Source organism: Bradyrhizobium sp. SEMIA, from assembly GCF_014844175.1.
GTDB classification, from domain to species: domain Bacteria; phylum Pseudomonadota; class Alphaproteobacteria; order Rhizobiales; family Xanthobacteraceae; genus Bradyrhizobium; species Bradyrhizobium arachidis.
The window spans coordinates 7,037,636-7,058,522 of record NZ_CP046601.1; the positions used below are offsets into that span (position 1 = coordinate 7,037,636).

21 protein-coding genes and 1 riboswitch are annotated in these 20,887 nt (G+C 64.6%); of the genes, 7 read left to right on the forward strand and 14 right to left on the reverse strand.

The window, feature by feature from the left end; translation table 11 throughout:
- Nucleotides 1–41 precede the first annotated feature (41 nt).
- The 3 genes from aroC (at nt 42) to FOM02_RS34150 (ending at nt 4,060) form a co-directional block, all read left to right on the forward strand.
- The gene (aroC, locus tag FOM02_RS34140; protein WP_027558296.1) at nt 42–1,130 is read left to right on the forward strand and encodes a chorismate synthase; all 1,089 of its coding nucleotides are present in this window, start codon (nt 42–44) and stop codon (nt 1,128–1,130) included.
- A 76-nt stretch (nt 1,131–1,206) separates the two neighbouring features.
- Complete coding sequence (locus tag FOM02_RS34145; protein ID WP_027558297.1) at nt 1,207–2,397, forward strand: adenylate/guanylate cyclase domain-containing protein; 1,191 nt, start codon at nt 1,207–1,209, stop codon at nt 2,395–2,397.
- A gap of 535 nt (nt 2,398–2,932) precedes the next feature.
- Complete coding sequence (locus FOM02_RS34150) at nt 2,933–4,060, forward strand: radical SAM protein (protein ID WP_231164295.1); 1,128 nt, start codon at nt 2,933–2,935, stop codon at nt 4,058–4,060.
- 188 nt (nt 4,061–4,248) lie between these two features.
- On the opposite strand, the gene FOM02_RS34155 is transcribed toward FOM02_RS34150, so the two are convergent.
- The 8 genes from FOM02_RS34155 to FOM02_RS34190 all read right to left on the reverse strand — a co-directional run bounded on the left by FOM02_RS34155 (nt 4,249) and on the right by FOM02_RS34190 (nt 10,349).
- Nucleotides 4,249–5,553 (reverse strand): FAD-dependent oxidoreductase, encoded by a 1,305-nt coding sequence (locus FOM02_RS34155; RefSeq protein ID WP_027558300.1) that lies wholly within the window; start codon nt 5,551–5,553, stop codon nt 4,249–4,251.
- A 35-nt stretch (nt 5,554–5,588) separates the two neighbouring features.
- Complete coding sequence (locus FOM02_RS34160; protein WP_027558301.1) at nt 5,589–6,599, reverse strand: ABC transporter substrate-binding protein; 1,011 nt, start codon at nt 6,597–6,599, stop codon at nt 5,589–5,591.
- Between the two features lie 185 nt (nt 6,600–6,784).
- Nucleotides 6,785–7,546, reverse strand: a complete 762-nt coding sequence (locus tag FOM02_RS34165) for a hypothetical protein (protein ID WP_027558302.1) — start codon at nt 7,544–7,546, stop codon at nt 6,785–6,787.
- Nucleotides 7,547–7,625: 79 nt separating this feature from the next.
- Complete coding sequence (gene clpS, locus FOM02_RS34170) at nt 7,626–7,931, reverse strand: ATP-dependent Clp protease adapter ClpS (protein WP_025034645.1); 306 nt, start codon at nt 7,929–7,931, stop codon at nt 7,626–7,628.
- Nucleotides 7,932–7,975: 44 nt separating this feature from the next.
- Nucleotides 7,976–8,317, reverse strand: a complete 342-nt coding sequence (locus FOM02_RS34175; protein ID WP_027558303.1) for a DUF190 domain-containing protein — start codon at nt 8,315–8,317, stop codon at nt 7,976–7,978.
- A gap of 2 nt (nt 8,318–8,319) precedes the next feature.
- A complete protein-coding gene (crcB, locus tag FOM02_RS34180; protein ID WP_027558304.1) occupies nt 8,320–8,748 on the reverse strand; it encodes a fluoride efflux transporter CrcB in 429 nt (142 codons plus the stop codon).
- Nucleotides 8,749–8,754: 6 nt separating this feature from the next.
- Complete coding sequence (gene crcB / locus FOM02_RS34185; RefSeq protein WP_027558305.1) at nt 8,755–9,144, reverse strand: fluoride efflux transporter CrcB; 390 nt, start codon at nt 9,142–9,144, stop codon at nt 8,755–8,757.
- Nucleotides 9,144–10,349: an MFS transporter gene (locus FOM02_RS34190; RefSeq protein WP_027558306.1), complete on the reverse strand. Its 1,206-nt coding sequence runs from the start codon at nt 10,347–10,349 to the stop codon at nt 9,144–9,146. The genes crcB (FOM02_RS34185) and FOM02_RS34190 overlap by 1 nt, the downstream gene beginning before the upstream one ends.
- Nucleotides 10,350–10,444: 95 nt before the next feature.
- Nucleotides 10,445–10,528, reverse strand: a riboswitch (Fluoride riboswitch).
- Between the two features lie 326 nt (nt 10,529–10,854).
- Here FOM02_RS34190 and FOM02_RS34195 point away from each other — a divergent pair.
- Both FOM02_RS34195 and FOM02_RS34200 read left to right on the forward strand, forming a co-directional pair.
- The gene (locus FOM02_RS34195; protein ID WP_027558307.1) at nt 10,855–11,724 is read left to right on the forward strand and encodes a DUF1194 domain-containing protein; all 870 of its coding nucleotides are present in this window, start codon (nt 10,855–10,857) and stop codon (nt 11,722–11,724) included.
- A gap of 184 nt (nt 11,725–11,908) precedes the next feature.
- Nucleotides 11,909–12,541 (forward strand): hypothetical protein, encoded by a 633-nt coding sequence (locus tag FOM02_RS34200; protein ID WP_027558308.1) that lies wholly within the window; start codon nt 11,909–11,911, stop codon nt 12,539–12,541.
- 240 nt (nt 12,542–12,781) lie between these two features.
- Here FOM02_RS34200 and FOM02_RS34205 read toward each other — a convergent pair whose 3' ends face one another.
- The gene (locus tag FOM02_RS34205; RefSeq protein ID WP_231164296.1) at nt 12,782–13,423 is read right to left on the reverse strand and encodes a carboxymuconolactone decarboxylase family protein; all 642 of its coding nucleotides are present in this window, start codon (nt 13,421–13,423) and stop codon (nt 12,782–12,784) included.
- A gap of 134 nt (nt 13,424–13,557) precedes the next feature.
- Between FOM02_RS34205 and FOM02_RS34210 the strand changes: the two genes are divergently transcribed.
- Entirely contained in the window at nt 13,558–13,941 is a 384-nt protein-coding gene (locus FOM02_RS34210; RefSeq protein WP_027558310.1) for a bleomycin resistance protein, read from the forward strand.
- A gap of 28 nt (nt 13,942–13,969) precedes the next feature.
- Here the strand turns inward: FOM02_RS34210 and FOM02_RS34215 are convergent, their stop codons facing one another.
- A complete protein-coding gene (locus FOM02_RS34215; protein ID WP_027558311.1) occupies nt 13,970–15,028 on the reverse strand; it encodes a class I SAM-dependent methyltransferase in 1,059 nt (352 codons plus the stop codon).
- Nucleotides 15,029–15,248: 220 nt separating this feature from the next.
- On the opposite strand from FOM02_RS34215, the gene FOM02_RS34220 reads away from it, so the two are divergent.
- A complete protein-coding gene (locus FOM02_RS34220; RefSeq protein ID WP_027558312.1) occupies nt 15,249–15,851 on the forward strand; it encodes a hypothetical protein in 603 nt (200 codons plus the stop codon).
- A 58-nt stretch (nt 15,852–15,909) separates the two neighbouring features.
- On the opposite strand, the gene FOM02_RS34225 is transcribed toward FOM02_RS34220, so the two are convergent.
- The 4 genes from FOM02_RS34225 to dxs are packed head-to-tail and all read right to left on the reverse strand — an operon-like array spanning nt 15,910 to nt 20,433.
- A complete protein-coding gene (locus tag FOM02_RS34225) occupies nt 15,910–17,157 on the reverse strand; it encodes a class I SAM-dependent RNA methyltransferase (protein ID WP_027558313.1) in 1,248 nt (415 codons plus the stop codon).
- On the reverse strand, nt 17,150–17,884 hold the full coding sequence (locus FOM02_RS34230; protein ID WP_027558314.1) for a TlyA family RNA methyltransferase: 735 nt from the start codon (nt 17,882–17,884) through the stop codon (nt 17,150–17,152). The genes FOM02_RS34225 and FOM02_RS34230 overlap by 8 nt, the downstream gene beginning before the upstream one ends.
- Nucleotides 17,885–17,911: 27 nt before the next feature.
- The gene (locus FOM02_RS34235; protein WP_027558315.1) at nt 17,912–18,466 is read right to left on the reverse strand and encodes a nucleoside 2-deoxyribosyltransferase; all 555 of its coding nucleotides are present in this window, start codon (nt 18,464–18,466) and stop codon (nt 17,912–17,914) included.
- A gap of 38 nt (nt 18,467–18,504) precedes the next feature.
- A complete protein-coding gene (gene dxs, locus FOM02_RS34240; protein ID WP_027558316.1) occupies nt 18,505–20,433 on the reverse strand; it encodes a 1-deoxy-D-xylulose-5-phosphate synthase in 1,929 nt (642 codons plus the stop codon).
- Nucleotides 20,434–20,887: the final 454 nt, after the last annotated feature.

The window sequence follows — 20,887 nt, forward strand, 5'->3', positions numbered from 1 at the left end:
CACCATAGGCGTTGCAAGTCAACGCTAGGCGGCAGTTCGGCATGTCCTTCAACACCTTCGGCCACATGTTCCGCGTCACCACCTTTGGCGAGAGCCACGGGGTGGCGATCGGCTGCGTGGTCGACGGCTGCCCGCCGATGATCCCGCTCACTGAGGCCGATATCCAAAAGGATCTCGACCGCCGCCGGCCCGGCCAGTCGCGCTTCACCACCCAGCGCCAGGAGCCGGACCAGGTCAAAATCCTGTCCGGCGTGATGGCGCATCCGGAGACCGGCGTGCAGGTCACGACGGGCACCCCGATCGGGCTGCTGATCGAGAACACCGACCAGCGCTCGAAGGACTATTCCGAGATCAAGGACAAGTTTCGCCCCGGTCATGCCGACTTCACCTATGAGGCGAAATACGGCCTGCGCGATTATCGCGGCGGCGGCCGTTCCTCGGCACGCGAGACCGCGATGCGCGTTGCCGCCGGCGCCATCGCGCGAAAGGTGCTGCCCGACGTGAAGGTGCGCGGCGCGCTGGTGCAGATCGGCCCGCACAAGATCGACCGCGAGAAGTGGGACTGGGACGAGATCGCGAAGAATCCGTTCTTCTGTCCCGACAAGGACAAGGCCGCCTTCTTCGAGACCTATCTCGACGGCATCCGCAAGAGCGGCTCCTCGATCGGCGCGGTGCTGGAGATCGTCGCCGAGGGCGTACCCGCAGGCCTTGGCGCGCCGATCTACGCAAAACTCGATTCCGATCTCGCGGGCGCAATGATGACCATCAACGCCGTGAAGGGCGTCGAGATCGGCGCCGGCTTCGGCGCCGCCGAACTCACCGGCGAAGAGAACGCCGACGAGATGCGCACCGGCAATGACGGCACGCGCTTCCTCTCCAACCATGCCGGCGGCGTTCTGGGCGGCATCTCGACTGGACAGCCGATCGTGGTGCGTTTCGCGGTGAAGCCGACCTCGTCGATCCTTCAGCCGCGTCTCACCGTCGATCGCAAGGGCGCCGACACCGAGATTTTTACGAAGGGCCGCCACGATCCCTGCGTCGGCATCCGCGCCGTCCCCGTCGGCGAGGCCATGATGGCTTGCGTGCTGGCCGACCACTTCTTGCGCGATCGCGGGCAGGTCGGACGCTAGCGCAAAGGTCCTCATCTCGCGGTACCAGCCCACCGCGTAGCTTGACGTCCACACAACTTCATCCGCTAATGCGGTCATGCAAAGCTCCGAGCTCCAGCGCATCACCAACTGGCTGATCGACGGCGCGCGGTCGTCGGGGACCCCGGCCGAGATGATCGCCGAGGTCTGCGAGCATCTGGTCGAGGCCGGCCTGCCGCTGTGGCGGTTCGGCATCTTCATCCGCACGCTGCATCCGGAGATCTTCGGCCGCAACTTCATCTGGCGGCAGGGCGAGGAGGTCGAGATCGGCACCGTCGATTTCGAGATCCTGGAGACGCCCGAATTCGCCAAAAGCCCGCTCCGGATCGTTTTCGAGCAGGGGCTAGAGGTGCGGGGACGCATCGGCGATCCCGACAACGAGCGGTTTCCGTTTCTCGACGACATGCGGGCCGAAGGGGCGACCGACTATATCGCGGTGCCGATGCCGTTTCTCGACGGCTCGGTGCATGCGACGAGCTGGGTGACGCGGCATCCCGGTGGCTTCAGCGACGACCACGTCGCGGCAATCCGCTCCATCGTGACGCCGCTCGCGCGCGTCGCCGAGATCATCAGCCTGCGCCGCACCGCCGAGATGCTGCTCGACACCTATGTCGGTAATCGCGCCGGCGCGCGCATCCTCGGCGGCCAGATCCGCCGCGGCCACAACGACACCATGCAGGCCGCAATCTGGCTCTCCGATCTGCGCGGCTTCACCGCGCTGTCGGACCGGCTACCGGCCGAGACCGTGGTCGAGATCCTCAACCAGTATTTCGACTGCCAGGTCACCGCGATCCGCGGCCACGGCGGCGAGGTGCTGAAATTCATGGGCGACGGCCTGCTCGCGGTGTTCCCGATCGACGAATATGTCGGCGATGCCCCGTATGTGTGCTCTCGCGTGCTCGAGGCTGCGCGCGAATCCCGCGCCAGCGTCGAGGCGCTCGCCTTTCCGGTCGGCGACGTCGTCGAGCGTTTCCGCTTCGGCGTCGCGCTCCACGTCGGCAACATCCTCTACGGCAACATTGGCGGCGGCAACCGCCTCGACTTCACCTGCATCGGCCCCGCCGTCAATCTCGCCGCGCGGCTGGAGAAGATCGCCGGCCGGCTCGGCCGCACCGTCGTCGCCTCGGAAGGCTTTGCCAATGTCTGCCGCCACGACTGGCGCGCGCTCGGCGATTTTCCGATCGCGGGGTTTTCGAAAGCGCAGCGCGTCTACGGGCTCGGCGAGGAGACGCCGGTGGTGATGGCCTAAGGGCGTCTTTCCAGGAGCGATGTCTGCTCCCCGAGGTCGAGCAGACCGGCCGGTCCCGACACATTGCCGCAACAATGGAAAAGGTATAGTGTTCGTCATTGCTCAGCCGGCTCGATAGTCCGGCCTTTCGTTCGATCCCTGCATTGCGTCGCGAAAAGGGGAGCATAATTATGCCGATTACGACGCTGAAGGTTTTTGCGAGCCTCATCCAATTGCATGGGCCTGGCGCAACCATTCAGAGCGACCATCAGGGTATCGACGCATTGCTGAACGATTTGCGAGGACAGCGTGCGGAGCAGGGCGTCGTCTCCGACGACCCCGTGGCGACCCAGGCTGCTTTCAGGCGAGGCGCTTTTGCTAAGGGCGCCAACGCAGGCGCCTTCCGCAGGGGGGCAACCGCTCCGGGTGTCGGGGCGTTCCGCCGAGGCGGATTCGTTCGAGGGTACTAGACAAACTTCTTCCAGCTCGTTTCGGTGTCGGCATGTCGGCTGACGGTTCAGATTGTGTCGCTTTCCAGGATCAGCCGATCACGCAATTGCTGGTCAAGGTCGCAACGAGATGTAACATCGACTGCTCCTATTGTTACTGGTTTCGCGACGCGTCCGTTTACACCAAGCCGAAGCTGATGAGCCCTGACGTGCAGCATCGTCTGCTGCAGCGCATCGAGGAGCACGTTGTCAGATTCTCGCTCGCCGATTTCCCCGTCATTCTGCACGGCGGCGAGCCGTTGCTGTGGGGCGTCGAGAATTTCCACGGCTTTGCCGAGGCCTGCGAGGCGATTTCATCGCGGACCGGATGCGGCATACCGATCGCGGTCACGACCAATGGTGTGTTGATCGATGATGAATGGCTGGCCTGCTTCGAGGCCCGCAACATTTCGGTTGCGATCAGCGTGGACGGACCGGCACATATTCACGACCTTCATCGCAGGACGTTTCAGGGGACGGGCACCCATGCCGCCGTGGAACGTGCCGTTCGCATGCTGGTGTCGCGCAACATCGGCGTCATTGCGCTGGCCGTCTGCAATCCCGCTTACGCGCCGCAGCAATACGCCGATTTTTTCGCCGCCTGCGGAATCTCCAACTACGACATAATGATTCCCGATGCGACGGTGGATGAGAGTCCGCCATCCATTGCCGCTTTCTACAAGGGGCTGTTCGACCTGTGGCTGGAGGCAAATCGCTCGACGCCGACGACCGATATCCGCATCATCTCGGACATGATCACCGCCCTGCTTGGCAACGATTCACCGACCGAGGGCGTAGGCCACAAGCCCGTCGAGCTTTGCACCGTGATGACCGACGGCACCGTGGAGGCCCACGATGTGCTGCGGATCGCAGGCGACGGCTTCACCAGCACCGGCTTCAACATCTTCGATCACGCGATCGATGAGGTCAGGAATGAGCCGCGCTGGAAAGCCGCCCGCGATGCCTCAATCAATCTTTGTGCGAAGTGTCGCCAATGCAAGTTCATGAACGCCTGCGGGGGAGGCTATCTTCCGCATCGCTTCTCCAAGAAAAACGGCTACGACAATCCGTCCGTCTATTGCGACGATCTCTATTCGATGTTTGAGAACATGCAATCCGTATTGGAGAGCCATCTCTATGTCAGCAAGCCGGACGGTGAGCGTGTCAACGTGCGCGACACGCTGGCAGGCGCCTAAAGCATGATCCGGAAAAGTGCGAAGCGGTTTTCCAGAAAGATCATGCGTAAACAACAACCTAAAGCGCGATGACGATTCATCCAAATCCCATCGCGCTTTAATGGACGTTGCTGAGGGCGTTCAGACCGACGATCGCGCCGGTCGGCTGAGCAGAGAGCGACAGTCACCACTCTTGGCTGCTGCGCGCCTCAGTCCGTCCGCTCCAGATTGTCGCGCACGCGCCATTGCAATGCATCGATGTCGATCTGATGCACGCTGCCGCTGCCGGCGAGGTCGAGCGCGTGCGCCGCGGCGGCGCCCATCGCCATGCAGGGGCCCATCACCCGAACGCTGGAGAGTGCGGCCTTGTCGGCATCGATGCAGCGGCCGGCCGCGACGATGTTGTCGGCTTCCTGCGGCGCCAGGCTGCCGAACGGCACATAGTGGACGTGGTCCTTGTCGAAGACGTGCCAGTGATGGCCGGAGCCGTGGTCGTGCAGTTCGATCGGCCACGCCGTACGGCCGATCGCGTCTTCGAATTTGGTGCCGGCGCGGACGTCATCGACCGACAATTGCTGGCGGCCGACGATCCAGCGCGTCTGGCGGATCCCGGGAAAGCCATACGCGCGGATGCGCGCCTTGCCGAAGCAGGCGGGGAATTCGTTCCTGAGGAAAGCGAAGGCGCGGTCGGCCTGGTCCTTGCCTTCGATGCCCTTGCGGCTCGCCTCCAGCGGCTCCAGCGGCGTTTCGACATGGGTCATGTTCATGGCGGCAACGCCGCGCCCGGGAATGACGAAGGACAGGCCCTCGCGCCGCAACAGGCCGTAGTCGCCGGCCTTCTCTCGCATGCGCGCCGGCAATTCCTCTCGGCTCGGCACCTTGCTCTCGTCGATATTCTCCACGATCAGCATTTGCGTGCCGTAGATCGGGCCGTCGTCCGGCTCGCGGCAGGCAAAACCCGCCTGCCACACCAGCGCGGCGTCGCCGGAGGCGTCGACGAAGCCGTTTGCCTCGACCTCGACGTCGCCGTAGCGGGTGGAGAGATCGATCCCGGTCACGCGCCGGCCGGCGACGTGGACGTTGCGCATGACGGCGCCGACGATCACCGTCACGCCGGCCGCAAGCATCGCCTTCTCGACCCAGCGTCCGAGCGCGACCTCGTCGTAATAGACGACGGTGGTGTGCGGCCCGCGGCGGTAGAACAGTGCGTTCTCCTGCGCACCGAGGTCGCCCAGCAGATCGTCGGCGATACCGTGGGTGAACTGGTAGCCGTCGCTGCCGTTCGAGAACAGGCCGCAGAATGTGCCGATGATGGAGTTGACCGCCTGGCCGCCGAGCGCGGGCAGGCTATCGACCAGCACCACCTTGCGTCCGGCGCGCGCGCCCTCGATCGCCGCAGACATGCCGGCCGCACCGGAGCCGACCACGCAGATGTCTGCGACCACCCGCGACGGCTTCTGGTTTGCGGCACGCCGGACGATTTTGGTGCCCGCGGTGACTTCGCTCGTGCTCATGGGGCGCTCCGTGTTCTTGTTGTCGTTGCCATCAGTCATTTCGGCGCCGTCGGCCGGTCCGGGACGAAGGATTTGTCGATGATCTTCTCGGCGTCGATATCGGGTTCGATCATCTTCTGGCGCTTGAACCAGGCAATCTGACGGGCGATGTCGGCGCTGTCGAGCGCGGGATCGACGACCGAGAGCCCGATGCGGAGCTGCTCGACCTTCTGCTCTGTGTATTTGGAGATGATCGTGAGCATCGCGTCACCTTCCTCGCTGCGGACGAACTTGCCGTCCGCATCGCGTTTCAACAGCACGCGCGCATAGTCGTCGGCGCCGCGGCGATAGGCGGCCAGCACCTTCTCGACCAGCTTGCGGTTCTTCTCGATCGTCGCCGTCGAAGCCACCACGCAGCCGAGCATCCAGGGCGTCTCGTCGCCGACGAAGCCGAGAATGATCGCGTCGCCGGAGGCGACCACCGGGCTGATCGTGGTCGTGGCGGTAAGCGCCGCGTCGAGCTGGCCGCCCTTGATGGCAGCGGCGACATTCGGCAACGATTGGAGCGGAACGACGCGGACGGATGTCACTTCGAATTTCAGCCTGTCGGCGATCTGGCCGAGCGAATAATGGAAAGTCGAGCCGACTTGCGTGATGCCGACGGAATGGCCGGGCAAGTCCTTCAGCGCCTTCAGGCCCGAATCGTACGCGCGCTTGGAGGCGACGTAAGCCGTATTCTGGAAGCCGGGTGCCTCGCGCGCCGTGCCGGCAATCACCTTCAGTCCGCCCTTGCCCGCGAGGTTGTAGAAAGCGGCCGTGAAGCCGGTGAAACCGATATCGATATCGCCGGAGACGCTGGCCACCGCGATCGGCACGGCGGCGTCGAAGAACTTTAGATCGGCCTCGATCCCTTCTTGCTCGAAATAGCCGCGCTCCTTGGCGAGGAACAGCGGGGCGGCCGAGGAGAGCTTCAACAGCCCGATGCGGACCCGTTCGGCCGCTTGCGCCATGCTGCTAGCGAGGAAGGTGATCGCCGCCAGCGTCAGAACCAGTCGGCCTCTTGTCACGAAGCTTCTTCTTGATATGCCCACTTCCGTCGTTTCCCGCCCTGCTTATTGACCGGCCTGCGCCGGTTTTGCGGCATTGTCGGCGATCTCTGGCCGGATTGCAAAGTCGGATTTTCGAAAGCGCAGCGCGTCTCGGCGAGGAGACGCCGGTGGTGATGGCGTGAGCGTGCGGATACGCAGCGGCGCTAATCAGCGCGAACATATGATTGCTTCAGCCCAAGCGTCAGGATCGTCAAGGTGATCCACAGCCGCAGCATGGCGAAGCTGAAGATGAAGCAGAAATAGATCAGGTTCTTGGTGAACTGGGTCGCCGACGAGGTCTGCCAGAAATTCCAGATCGCGCTCCGCACCGCTTCCTGTCCGTAGGCCAGCGCGACGTTGACAAGGCCGAGCACGATCACCGCAGCGCCGAGCCACAGCCCGCGCCGCGCGAATTCACCGATCGCGGGAAATATTGCGATTTTGCCGTCGTCGCGCTCGGCGCGGACGATCATGAGCAGCACGAGTGCGGCGATCCAGGCGCTCCAGAAGCGTCCGGGATGCGTGAACTGGTCGAACGCCATGCCATCGAGGCCTGCCATCAGATGAAGGGCGGCCCCATAGCCGGCTGCTGCGCTGCCGAGCGCCGCGACGATCATCACGAGCGCGATCCGCCACAGAATCGAGAAAGAGAGACTGAGTTGCTCCCCGAAGGTCAATTCGCCGAGCGAGGACTGGCCGCCGGCCGCCTCGATCGATTGTTGCGCTGTCGCGAAGAAGGCGAGCAGCACCGAGATGTCGGCAACGATGATCGCGGGCAGCGCTACGGCGCCGCCGCCGAACGCGATCACGCGCATCGCCGCCGCGAGGATCAGCCATGGAAGTGCATGTAGCAGCTTGAACGGGCCGAATGAGGTCTCGTGGCGTGCCGGCTTGAGCTCGAGCTGTTTGCGAAGTGCGACTGACATCGCATCGTCGTGACACAGGAGATTAAACCCGCGGTCACACGGATCGATAAAATTGAGGCGAACGGGGCCAGGCGGCGCCTTATTCCTCCGGCTCCGTGGTGAACAGCAGCGGATAGCCCTTGGCGCGGCCGGCGTCGGTGGCACGCGTCGCCTTGGTCTCGGCGACGTCCTTGGTGAACACGGCGACCACGCAGGCGCCGAGCTTGTGGGCGGTGATCATCACCTTGTAGGCCTGATCCTCTGTCATGCGGAATTCGGCCTTCAGCACCATGGTGACGAATTCGCGCGGCGTGTAGTCGTCGTTGATCAGGATGACCTTGTGCAGCTTCGGCCGCTCGACCTTGGTCTTGGTTCTGGTTTTCGGCTTGGTAACGGTGTCGTTCATTCCGCCTCCCCGGACAGGCCGGGCTCGGGTTCCAGCCGGAGCGATCAGCTCGCGGCCTTCGCACCATATTGCAGGACCTGCACCTTCTCCAAGGTGATCAGGCCGCTCGACATCATGCCATCCAGGATGGGCAGGAATGCATTGATGTTGTCCTCACTGTCGACGATCTCGATCAGGAGCGGCAGGTCCTCCGACAGCCGCAGGATCTTCGAGGTGTGCAGCCGGCTCGACTTGCCGAACCCCATCGGGCCGCGCAGCACGGTGGCGCCGGCAAGGTGCCGCTCGCGCGCCGTGGTCACGATCGCTTCATAAAGCGGCTTGCCATCATAATGGTCGCTCTCGCCGATGAAGATACGGAGCGAAACAGCCTGATTGGGAATCTGCATGGTCAGCTCCTTTTCAAGCGATTATAGCGGCTCGCCATCATATGGCCGAGCCAAACCGACACCAGCCAGCAGACGACCGACGCGGCGATATAGGCCAGCGCCGTATACTTCATGCCGCCATGGAACAGGCGGAAGGTTTCCAGGCTGAAGGTGGAGAAGGTGGTGTAGCCGCCGCAGAAGCCGGTCATGACGAACTGCCGATGCTCGGGCCGCGCCAGCACGCGGCCATCAGGGCCGGTCAGCGCCGCATAGAAGCCGATGATCAGCGAGCCTGTGGCATTGATGAACAGCGTCGCGGTGGGGAAGCCGGGCCCGGTATCGAGCGCGAGCCCAACCAGGTAGCGCGTCAGCCCGCCAATGATGCTGCCGGCGGCTACCCAGGCATAGAGCATTGCAGTGCGCCAGCGCTCGGCGGAGGAGGGGGATTTCATCCGCGTCTAGCCTCCAAGACTGTCCGCAAGGAGGAAGCCGCAACTGACGGCGGCGAGGCACAGCCCGACCGAGAACACCACGTTGCCGAGCGCGTGCATCGGCTCGCCGTTGCGCGCGAGCGTCAGCGTCTGCAGGCTGAACGAGGACACCGTGGTGTAGCAGCCGAGGAAGCCGGTCACCGCGAACAGCCAGGGATTGGGCGCCGCGAAGATCGAGCCGGGGTGCGTCGCCAGCGCGCCAAAAATGCCGATCAGGAAGGCGCCGGTGACGTTGATGGTCATGGTGCCCCACGGAAACGTCTCGCTCAGCCGCCGGGCGATCGCGCCGGAGACGAAATAGCGCGCGCAGCCGCCGAGCACGCTGCCGATCACGATCGCGATCACCCCGCTCAGCATCACTTGTCCTCCGCGACGAGGCCGTTGCCCACAGTGAGCAGCCCCACGAGCGCCACCAGCGCGAAGCCGAGTCCGGCGAGGAACGTGCCCGCCGGGCCATAGGCGTCCCACAGCGCGCCGGCGATCACGCTTGCGGCCAGCAGGGCAAGCCCCGTGAACAGGTTGAAATAGCCGAAGGCAGTGCCGCGCAGGCTCGACGGCGCAGCGTCGGCGACCTGGGCCGAGAGCAGGCCTTGCGTCAGTCCCATATGCAGCCCCCACAGCACGACGCCGAGCGCGAGGCCCGCAAGGCTCGGCAGCAGCGCGAGCGCGAGATCGGCGCCGGCGAGAAAAATGAGACCGAGCGCGAGCAGGCCGGTCCGGTTGATCCGGTCGGAGAGCACACCGGCCGGATAGGCCGACAGCGCGTAGGTGATGTTCATCAGCACCAGCACCGCGGGCAACCACATCGCATTGAGCCCGATGTTCTGCGCGCGCAGGATCAGGAAGGCCTCGCTGAAGCGCGCCAGCGTGAACACCACGCCGACCGCCACGACGCGCCAGTACACCGATCCGAGTTGCCGCATTGCCGCGAGGTTCAGCGGATTCGTCGCGGGCTCCCGGCCCGGGTCCGGCTCCGGCTCGTGGACCGCGAACGCGATCAGTCCGAAGGACAGGAAGGCCGGCAGCACGGCCATCCAGAACACGAGGCTAAAATTGTCCGCGGTCCACCACATCAGGCCGATCGCCGCGAGCGGCCCGACGAAGGCGCCGATGGTGTCGAGCGACTGCCGCAGGCCGAAGCTTGCGCCGCGCAGGCCCGCAGGCGCGATGTCGGCGATCAGCGCATCCCGCGGCGCACCGCGAATGCCCTTGCCGACCCGGTCGATGAAGCGCGCCGCGACCAGCCATCCGACGCTGGGGGCGAGCGGAAATAGCGGTTTCGTCATCGCGGCCAGCCCATAGCCGAGGGCCGCGAGCAGCTTGCGGCGGCCGAGCCAGTCGGATAGCGCGCCCGAAAAGATCTTGGTGATCGAGGCGGTCGCCTCCGCGACGCCCTCGATGAAGCCGACTGTGAGCGTGGAGGCACCGAGCACGGTGACGAGATAGACCGGCAGCAGCGCGTGGATCATCTCGGAGGAGACGTCCATCAGCATCGAGACGAAGCCGAGCACCCAGATCCCCCTGGGCAACGCGCTGCGCGCAGCATTCGGTGTCGTCGTCACGCCTTCTCCTTCGTCCGGCTTCAGGCAACAAAAAACCCGCCATCGGCGGGTTTGTCCATGCTCCCGCCAAAGGCGGAGGCTCAATGATTGCCCCACCTCAAGCAAGAGTCATCAGCCCATTACGGTCCAGGTACTGAGCCGCCGGGCGGTTGTCGGGGGACTCCATCCCCATCTGTGCGTCCAGCCTAGCATGGAAATCGCGCCGGACAAGTGGGCGGGGGGAGTAGCTCCACTAACACCGTCATTCCGGGGCGATGCGCAGCATCGAACCTGGAATCTCGAGATTCCCAGGCGCGCAAGGGGCGCGCCGGAGTTCTCGCTTCGCGAGCCCCGGAATGACTGTGCTTTGACTAGGCACGCGTTCCGATGACGCAAGCGCGGCAACACGGCGGCGGCTTTGCGCAAAGCGCGAAATTCCTAACTCGAATGTGAAGCGCAAGCGATCTTCGCGCTTTGCGCAAAGACGAATGCATGTCACCATCGCGTCATACGACGGGAGACTGCGATGCGCTTGCTGTTCTCGATCGGGGCTGTGCTGGTGGCCGGCATGTTCGCCGGAGGGGAGGTCGCGGGAATCGCGGCACCGGGACCCAAATTTGAGCCGTCCAGACATCAGCCGCAACGGCTGGCAGCCGACAAGGATGCACAGACGGTCGACGTCGAGCTGATCCTGGCGGTCGACGTCTCCTACTCCATGGACATGGACGAGCTTGCGGTGCAGCGCGAAGGTTATGCGCAGGCGATCCAGTCGAAGGAATTCCTCCAGGCACTGAAGCTCGGTCCGAACGGCCGGATCGCGGTGACCTATTTCGAATGGGCCGCCTCCAGCGACCAGAAGGTCATCATCCCCTGGCGGCTGGTCGACGGACCGGAGACCGCGGATGCGGTCGCGGCCGAGATCATGAAGACGCCGATCCGGCGCGCCTCGCGCACCTCGATCTCCGGCGCGATCAATTTCGCGATGCCGCTGTTCGAGGAGGACCCCTATCGCGGCCTGCGTCGCGTGATCGACATCTCGGGCGACGGTCCCAACAACAATGGCGGCCCCGTGACCGTGGCGCGCGACGCCGCGCTCGAGAAGGGCATCGTCATCAACGGCCTGCCGATCATGGTCAAGGAGCCGTCCTACTCGACGATGGATATCGACAATCTCGATTACTACTACGAGGACTGCGTCATCGGCGGTCCCGGCTCCTTCGTGATCTCGATCAAGGATCGCGAGAAGTTCAAGGAAGCGATCCGCACGAAACTCCTGATGGAGGTTGCGGGCCGCACGCCGGAGCGCCCCGTGATTCCCGTTGCCGACAAGGACAAGGAGCCGCGGGTCAATTGCATGATCGGCGAGAAGATCTGGTCCGACCGCTGGGGCCGCTGAGACGCGCGCGACCTGTCGAACGGGACCGTTTGCCTCACTCGCGCCGGGGTTGAACTTAACGGCTCGTTAACCAGCGCGTGGTCCTAATCCGATTGTTTCCAGCTGTTTCAGGATCATGTCCTGATACTGTGCGCCGACATGCGAACGAAAGCGTCTTTGTCAGGATCGTCCGCCGAGCAATCCAATGGCCGTCATCTCGTCTAGCACCAACCAGATCTCGCCCGCCAACGAGCGGATGTATCACCAGAGCAACCTGGTCGGTGACTGGAAAGGCAATTGGGCGGGCAACAATCAGGAAGTCGGCTTCAAGGTCGTGAACATCCGGGGAGCCCGAGCCCAGATCGAGTATACCCATAATGGGCATACAGAGCGCGGTTTCGGCGAGGTCAATGGTGCGACCATCACCTACGGCAACGTCACTGTCGGCACCAAGGATGGCAAGAATCTCGCGCTGGTGTTCTCCGCCGGCGGCGGCCAGGCGACCGCCACTCTCGCGAAGCAGGCGCCTCCCGGTTCCGACAACAATCTCATGGGAAGCTGGGGCGGCTATTCGGCCGACAATGGCAAGAGCGCAAGCTTTCGCGTCCTCGCCATCAACGGCCAGGAAGCCACGGTCAGCGTCACCACCGACGGCATCACCCGCCAAGGCACCGGCTACCTCTACAAGAACGTCATCATGTTCGGCCAGTCGCAGATCGCGACCGACGACGGCAAGAACGGCAAGATCATCTACCAAGTCGGCACCAAGTCCTTCATGGTCCCGGTGACGAAATATCCGCCGGCTGACGGCTCGTCCTCGGTGGACAAGACGGCCTAGCCGATTACGGCTGTTAGCCTGCGGATTGCGTTGGTTCCTCCGCAACGACGACTCTATCCAATCCGTCATCCTGAGGTGCGAGTGGCGCGATGCAACGCATCGCGCCGGGAGCCTCGAAGGATGCACGGCCCCGATCCTTCCGCGCGGCTACCAGCCGGGCCGTCGCCCTTCGAGGGCCGCTGAAAGAAGCGGCCACCTCAGGGTGACGGTGATAGAGTCGTCGGGGCCTGCGCGGCGCAACTACTTCGCAGCCAGCGGCGGCAGCGGCGGGACGCTGTCGTTCGGCGCTTCCGCCTGCATCGTGATCAGCGTCATCGAGACCAGGTCGTAATAGCCGATCAGGCCGATGATATCCATGATGCCGCGCTCGCCGAATTTCTGCTGGGCGGCGCGATAGACCGCGTCGGACACCTTCTTGTCGCGGTAGAGCGCCATCGCGAGATCATAGAGCGCGGCCTCGTCGTCCTTCATCGTCTGCGGCCGCATGCCGTTGGCGAGGTCCTTGGCGACCTGCGGATCGAGGCCGGCTTTCATCGCCAGCGGATAATGCGCAAACCATTCGTACTGGGCGGTCCATTGCCGTGCCGTGATCAGGATGGCGAATTCGCTGAGGCGCGCCGGCAGCGACGAATTCCAGCGCAGGTAGTCCGACATCGCCGAAAGCTTTGGCGCCAGCTCGGGGTTGCGGATATAGGCGCGGTAGGGCGGGTTGGTGAACTTGGCGTTGCGCGGCGGCACCGCGATCGCATCGGCCCATTCCTTCTGCGGCGGCGTGAGCTCGTCCGCTTTCAGCGGCGTGAAGCGGGTCGGCTCGGCTGCGCGGCCCGCGCCGGAGATCGTCATGGCGAGCAGCGCAACCAGCGCCAGGCCGGAATATTTCATCGTCATCCTCCCATGCCGGCGGACTCATGCCGCCTTGTTCGATCGCCAGCTTACGTTGCAGCCTGGCCCGTGCAAGGCCTCGGGCGCGCATGCTACACTGCGCGCAGGAGATTGCTTGCGATGGAGAGGGATCGATGACCGACGAACACCAGATGATGGCGGGCTCAGCCACCGTCTTCGTCGTCTCAGACATCGCTGCCAGCCTTGCCTATTACCGCGACGTGCTCGGCTTCGAGGTCACCTTCGAATATGGCCAACCCCCGTCCTATGCCTGCCTCTGCCGGGACGAGGTCGGCCTGCATCTGCTCGCGGCGGCCGCAACGAAACGGCTGCCCGGACATGGCGGTCTCTGCGTTTTCGTTCGCGACGTCGATCGGATCTATGCCGAAGTCTCGGGGCGCGGGGCCAGACTGCTCAACCGGCCGGAGGATCGCGACTACGGCATGCGCGATTTCGACGTCGTCGATGCCGACGGCAACCAGATCACGTTCGGGATGGGCGTCGGCGACGCGGCCTGACATCGTCGGCCGCGGCGCTCGCGCGCGGTCAGATCCGTGCCTCCAGGATCAGGTTGAACGGCGTCTCGGCGGCGCGGCGGAAGCGCGACAGGCCGCCTTCGCTCGCGACCTTGCGCAGCCTTGCCTCGCCGGCTTGGGCGCCGAGCGCCAGGCCCACCTCCTGATCGAGCGAGGCCGGCGTGCAGATCATGGTGGACGCTGCGTAGTAGACGCGCCCGACCGGGTTGAGATTGTCTTCGAGGCGGTCGCCCGCGAACGGTTCGACCAGCATGCAGGTGCCGTCCTTGGCCATGGTCTGCCGCACGTGGCTGATGGCGCCGACGGGATCGCCCATGTCGTGCAGGCAGTCGAAGAAGCAGACGAGATCGTAGCCCTCGGCCGGATAGGTCTTGGCCGAGTGCACCGCGAAGCTGACGCGATCGCCGAGCTTTGCTTCGGCTGCAGCCTTTCGCGCCGCTTCGATCGAGCCTTCGTGATAGTCGAAGCCGTAGAAGCGCGAATTGGGGAAGGCTTCCGCCATCAGCCGCGTCGAGACGCCGTGACCGCAGCCGACATCGGCGACCTTGGCACCGCGCTTCAGCTTGTCCACGACGCCATCCAGCGCAGGCAGCCATTCCTGCACCAGATGATGCATGTAGCCGGTGCGGAAGAAGCGGGCGGTGCCGCAGAACAGGCACTCGCTGCGCCGGTTCCAGCCGACGCCCTTGCCGGACTTGAACGCATCCGTGATCTTCGGCTCGTCGAGAAACGCCGCGGCAATGACGTTGCCGACGGCGCCGAGGAATACCGGGCTGTCCGGGTCGGCAAGCGCCATAGCCTGCTCCGGCAGCATCGAGAATTTTCCGGATGCTGAATCATATTCGACGTAGCCGGACGCCGCCTGGCTCGAGAGCCATTCGCGGACATAACGCTCCGTCGTTCCGGTGGCGCTCGCCAGCTCGGCGGAGTTCATCGGTCCTTTGGCGGCGAGGGCGCGGTAAAGGCCGAGCTTGTCGCCCAGCAGGACCAGCGATGCGTTCATCGCCGCCCCGACCTCGGTGATCATCTTGCCCATAAAGGCATTCAACCTGTCGGTATCGACGTCCATGATAGCCTCCATGCGATGGCGGACATTTCAAGGGTCCGCGCACATCCACTGTCGGGAGCGCGCTGCATGCCCTGTAAATGGGTCCGCCCGTCAGAGGCGAGGTTCACGGCGTCAGGAAAAGGTGATGGCCGGAACTGGACCGCGTAACCGCGGGTATTGCGTCGCTGGCATTTGCACGATCCTGGGCATATAATCTGCGAGGTTTCTGACGGTCACCTGAATGCCCAGCTTCGCTCGTTCCTGCGCTCTTGCAACTCTCTTCGCGGTGCTCTGCCTCGGCGATGCGCCGGCCCATGCGCAGGCCGCCCCGCTACAATATTGGATTCCGGGCGGGCCCTTCGGTTTCGGCGGCAGCGCCGTGCAGAGCGCCGACGCTTACGGCAATTTTCCGAGCTTCAATGCGGGCGATGCCAACGGGGGCTATGATTTTCGTCCCGGTTTCTTTGTCGGAAGCGCGCGCGGCAATCTGGGCTTGAGCGGCCTCAGCCAGTCCGTCCCGGCCGGCAATTTCAGCGCGCTGTCCTACGACAGCACGCAGTTTGGCTACAACACCAAGACCGCGGGCGGCATGCCGGTCACGTTCTTTGCCGGTTTCAACTCGCTGAAATACGGCGACGGCATCGGCAGCTCGCTGGCGCCGCTCACCTCCGGTGCGTCGCCCGGCTACAGCGCGTTCGCGGGCGTCGAGTTCAAGCCGACCTCCAACCTCAGCCTGTCGTTCGGCGCCGGTGTCGTCCAGCAGGATTCGAGCCGCATGGACAGCGATATCCGATCGAACATGTTGCCTGGCGAGTCGCCGGCGTTGAGCGGGCTGCGGCGCTAGAGCATGACCCGGGAAAGTGTGCAGCGGTTTCCCGAAATGTCATGCTCAAACAAAAAGACTACCGCGTGAACCTCGCGACAAGCTCCACATGCGGCGTGTGGCGGAATTGGTCCACCGGCACCACGTTCTCGATCTTGTAACCACCATCGATCAAGAGCCGCGCATCGCGGGCGAAGGTCGCGGTGTTGCAGGACACGGCGATCACCACAGGCACCTCGCTCGCGGCGAGCTTCAAGGCCTGCGCCTGCGCGCCCTGACGCGGGGGATCGAACACCACGGCGTCGAAGTCGCGCAGCTCTTGCGGCACCAGCGGGCGGCGGAACAGGTCGCGCGGCTCGCACCTGATCGGCTTCAGGCCGGGCGTGCGCGCGGCTTTCGCGAGTGCGGCGATCGCGCCGGCGTCGTTGTCAAAGGCGGTGACGCGCGCCTTCTCAGCGAGCCTCAACGCAAACGGGCCGACGCCGCAGAAGAGGTCGAGCACCTCCTTGGCTTTGCCGACGCGCTCGGCTACGAGCGCGGCCAGCGTCTCTTCGCCCGCGACGGTGGCTTGCAAGAAGGAGCCCGGCGGCAGCGTCACCTCAGTGCGGCCCATCTTCACGATCGGTGCCAGTCGTTGCAGCACCAGCTCGCCATGCCGCGTCAGCCGCGCCAGGCGATGCTGCTCGGCGACGCGCGACAGCATGGTGACGATCGGTGTCGGCAGCGGACCGGAGCCGCGCACGTCGACATCGAGGCCGTTGACGGTCGCGGTGATCTGGATGTCGAGCGGTTTCGTCACCGGCATTTTCGACGTCAGCGGCTCGGCCAGCGCCCAGGCGGCGTCGAGTGCACCTTCGAGGCCGGGATCGAGGATCGGGCAGCGATGGATCGGGATGACGTCGTGCGAGCTCGCCGCCGAGAAACCGACCTTGAGCACGTCATGTGTGCCAAATCTTCCATGAAGCGTGACGCGCCGGCGGCCGGCGCCATGGGCATCGACCAGTGGCGCCACCTCGCAGACGATGCCCGCCTGTGCCAGCGTCTCGACCACGATGCCGCGCTTCCAGGCGTGATAGGGCTCTGCGGCCCAGTGCTGGATGGCGCAGCCGCCGCAGATGCCGAAATGCGGGCAGAATGGTCCGATGCGTTCGGAGCTGGCGACGTCCACTGCCAGCAGCTTGCGGCGATCGGGATGGTGGCCGGCGACGTGATCGACCTCGACGGTCTCGCCGCCAAGCGTGTAGGGCACATAGATCGCTTCGCCGGCGTCGAGGCAGACGCCATCGCCGCGATGGCCGACGTGATCGATCCTCAGGCGCTCAACCACGGCGCGCGCCCAGGAAGAATTCGATATTGCCGTCGCCGCCCGCGATCGGGGAGGGGAATATTTCGATGTCGGTGCAGCCGAGCGAAGCCGCAAACGCCGCGATGTCGTCGCAGATCTCCTGATGCACGGCGGTGTCGCGGATGATGCCCTTCTTGTTGTGCTTCCGGTCGGCCTCGAACTGCGGCTTGATCAATGCCAGCAGGCTCATCGGCGCGGCCGCCAGCGACAGCGCCACGGGCAGCACGGTTTTCAGCGAGATGAAACTGACGTCGATCACGACGACATCGGGCCGCGCCGGCAGCCGCTTGCCGTCATAGCTGCGAATATCGGTTTCCTCCATCGACACGATCTTGGGATGGCCGCGCAGCGAGGGATGCAGCTGGCTGGTGCCGACATCGACGGCAAAGACGAGGCTCGCGCCGTTTGCCAGCAGCACCTCGGTGAAGCCGCCGGTGGAGGCGCCGACGTCGAGGCAGACATGGTCCTCGATGTCGATCGGGTAGCGCTCCAGCGCGTCGGCGAGCTTGACGCCGCCGCGCGAGACGTAGGGGTGCGCAGGCTCGGCTTGGATCACGGCGTCCTCGGCGATCGTCTCCGACGGTTTTGAAACCTGCTTGTCGTCGGCCGTGACGAGCCCGGCCTCGATGGCCGCGCGCGCCCGCGCCCGGCTCTCAAACAGGCCGCGCTCGACCAGCAGAACATCCGCACGCTTGCGGGCAGGGGACAATCGACTCTCCAGGACTGGGCTTGTCGCTTATGTAGCGATCATTCGCGCGGCCGCCATCCGGGCGCAAGTCTCGAACGCAGCCAGATCGTGCCAGACGTCGATCGGCATCTGCGCTGGCGTCACCAAGGGGCAGCCGTGCAGCTCCAGCGCATGGATCATCATGAGGTTGTCGACGAGGCCAAAGTCCTCGACCGTCAGCCCCTGCGCATCGACCAGCCGTCCGTCCGCGGAGGTGACGTCAGCGAAGCGGCCGAGACGGTCGGCATAGGTGGCGGGATCGTTGGAATAGGCCAGACAGAATTTGCGGCGGCCGGCCATGTAGCCGAGCTCGTAGACAGTGCCGGGATCGGCGCCGGCGCCGCGGAACGGCGTGAGGTTGGCGATGATGGCATCGGCCTCGTCCATCATCGCCTCGTTGGCGCAGAAGATCTGCCGGGAGGCGTCGGGCGAGGCGAGGTCGATCGTGTTGTCGAGGGGATAGAGGCCGGTGAGCCCGTGCGCGGCGCAGATCGCGGCTTTCTGCCGGCCGATCTCAACCGCATCCGGCAGGAACACGTCGGGTCCTGCCAGATAGATTTTCATGAGAGTCGCGCTTCTTCGCCGATGGTCGAAGCTCGCCGTTAGGCGAGCTTGACCGTCTCGGTCTTCACGTCCTTGCCGAGCGCCTCGAACACCTTGGCGACGATGCCCTTGGCGTCGAGACCGGCGCGGGCGTACATCGCGGCCGGCGTGTCGTGGTCCTGGAACACGTCAGGCAGCACCATCGTGCGGAACTTGACCATGCCGCCGTCGAGCACACCCTGGTCGGTCAGGAACTGTGCGACATGCGAGCCAAAGCCGCCGACCGAGCCTTCCTCGATCGTGATCAGGATCTCGTGGTCGCGGGCGAGCTTGAGCACCAGATCGGTGTCGAGCGGCTTCATGAAGCGCGCGTCCGCAATCGAGGTGGAGAGGCCAAGGGCGGCGAGCTCGTCGGCCGCTTTCTCGCATTCGGCGAGACGGGTGCCGAAGGAGAGCAGGGCGATCTTGCTGCCCTGGCGGATCATGCGGCCCTTGCCAATCTCGAGGGGAACGCCGACGTCGGGCATCTCGATGCCGCGGCCTTCGCCGCGCGGGTAGCGCAGCGAGCTCGGACGGTCGTCGATCGCGACCTGGGTCGCCACCATGTGCACGAGCTCGGCTTCGTCCGCCGCCGCCATGATCACCATGTTGGGCAGACAGCCGAGATAGGCGTTGTCGAACGAGCCGGCATGGGTCGCACCGTCAGCGCCGACGAGGCCGGCGCGGTCGATGGCGAAGCGCACGGGCAGGTTCTGGATCGCGACGTCATGCACGATCTGATCGTAGCCGCGCTGCAGGAAGGTCGAGTAGATCGCGCAGAACGGCTTGTAGCCTTCGGTCGCAAGACCGGCGGCGAAGGTCACCGCATGCTGCTCGGCGATGCCGACGTCGAAAGTGCGGTCCGGGAACGCCTTGTTGAAGATGTCGACGCCGGTGCCGGACGGCATTGCCGCGGTGATGGCGACGATCTTGTCGTCCTTCTGGGCTTCCTTGACGAGGCTCTGGCCGAACACGTTCTGGTAGGCCGGCGCATTCGGCTTGGCCTTGGCTTGCGTTCCGGTCGCGACGTCGAACTTGACGACGGCGTGGTACTTGTCGGCGGAGGCTTCCGCCGGGCCGTAGCCCTTGCCCTTCTGCGTGACGACGTGGACCAGGATCGGGCCGGTCTCCATGTCGCGCACGTTCTTCAGCACGGGCAGCAGATGGTCGAGGTTATGGCCGTCGATCGGGCCGACGTAATAGAAGCCGAGCTCCTCGAACAGCGTACCGCCGTCCATCATGAAGCCGCGGGAATATTCCTCGACGCGGTTGGCGCGGTTGGCGATGATCTTGGGCAGGCGCTTGTTGATCTGCTTGGCCGCATCGCGCAGCGTGCGATAGGTCTTGCCGGAGTAGAGGCGCGACAGATAGGCGCTCATGGCGCCGACCGGCGGCGCGATCGACATGTCGTTGTCGTTGAGGATGACGATCAGGCGCGAGTTCATGGCGCCGGCGTTGTTCATGGCCTCATAGGCCATGCCCGCCGACATCGCACCGTCACCGATCACTGCAATAACGTTGTTCTTGCCGCCGGAGAGGTCACGCGCGACCGCCATGCCGAGACCGGCCGAGATCGAGGTCGAGGAATGCGCGGCGCCGAACGGATCGTAATCGCTCTCGCTGCGCTTGGTGAAGCCGGAGAGGCCGCCGCCGGTGCGCAGCGTGCGGATGCGGTCGCGGCGGCCGGTGAGGATCTTGTGCGGATAGGCCTGATGGCCGACGTCCCAGATCAGCCGGTCGCGCGGCGTGTCGAAGACGTAATGGATCGCGGTGGTGAGCTCGACCACGCCGAGGCCCGCGCCGAAGTGACCGCCGGTCACCGAGACGGCATCGATGGTCTCCTGCCGCAGCTCGTCAGCGACTTGGCGAACCTGCTCGATCTTGAGCTTGCGCAGGTCGTCCGGGGTCCGGATGGTGTCGAGAAGCGGCGTCTTACTGTATGCGTTCACGGCGATTTCCAATTTGTCAGCGCCGGAAGGTCGTTCCGGTGCGCGATGGGTTTGCACAATATCGGCGCAGCGCGAATCCTAAAACCGTCGGAGCCACCTGCCTGGGGCACGGCCCCGTCTTCAAGCTTAGGTGAGCTTAGGTGCGCTCCGGTTCAGTCTCTGTGATCCCTGTCACTTAGATCGGCTTCGTCCGTCCCAGCCAATTCACCAGCAGTTTGAAGCGCTTGTCGTCGGTAATCAGTGCCCACGCAAGGCTTGCAAAAAGCCACACTCCGCGCAGCTTTACACCAAAGCTTGGGCCAAAGCCAACCCGCCCCGCCGATTACGGCCATGCAGCTGCAACCGGCGGGCCAGATTGGTTAACCTTGGGCAGGGACCGGCGGTTCCTACCCGCCTGCTTCGTTCGCAGTGCTTTTCGGTGAAAATATGTGCTTTTTGCCCGCTCCCTGGTTCC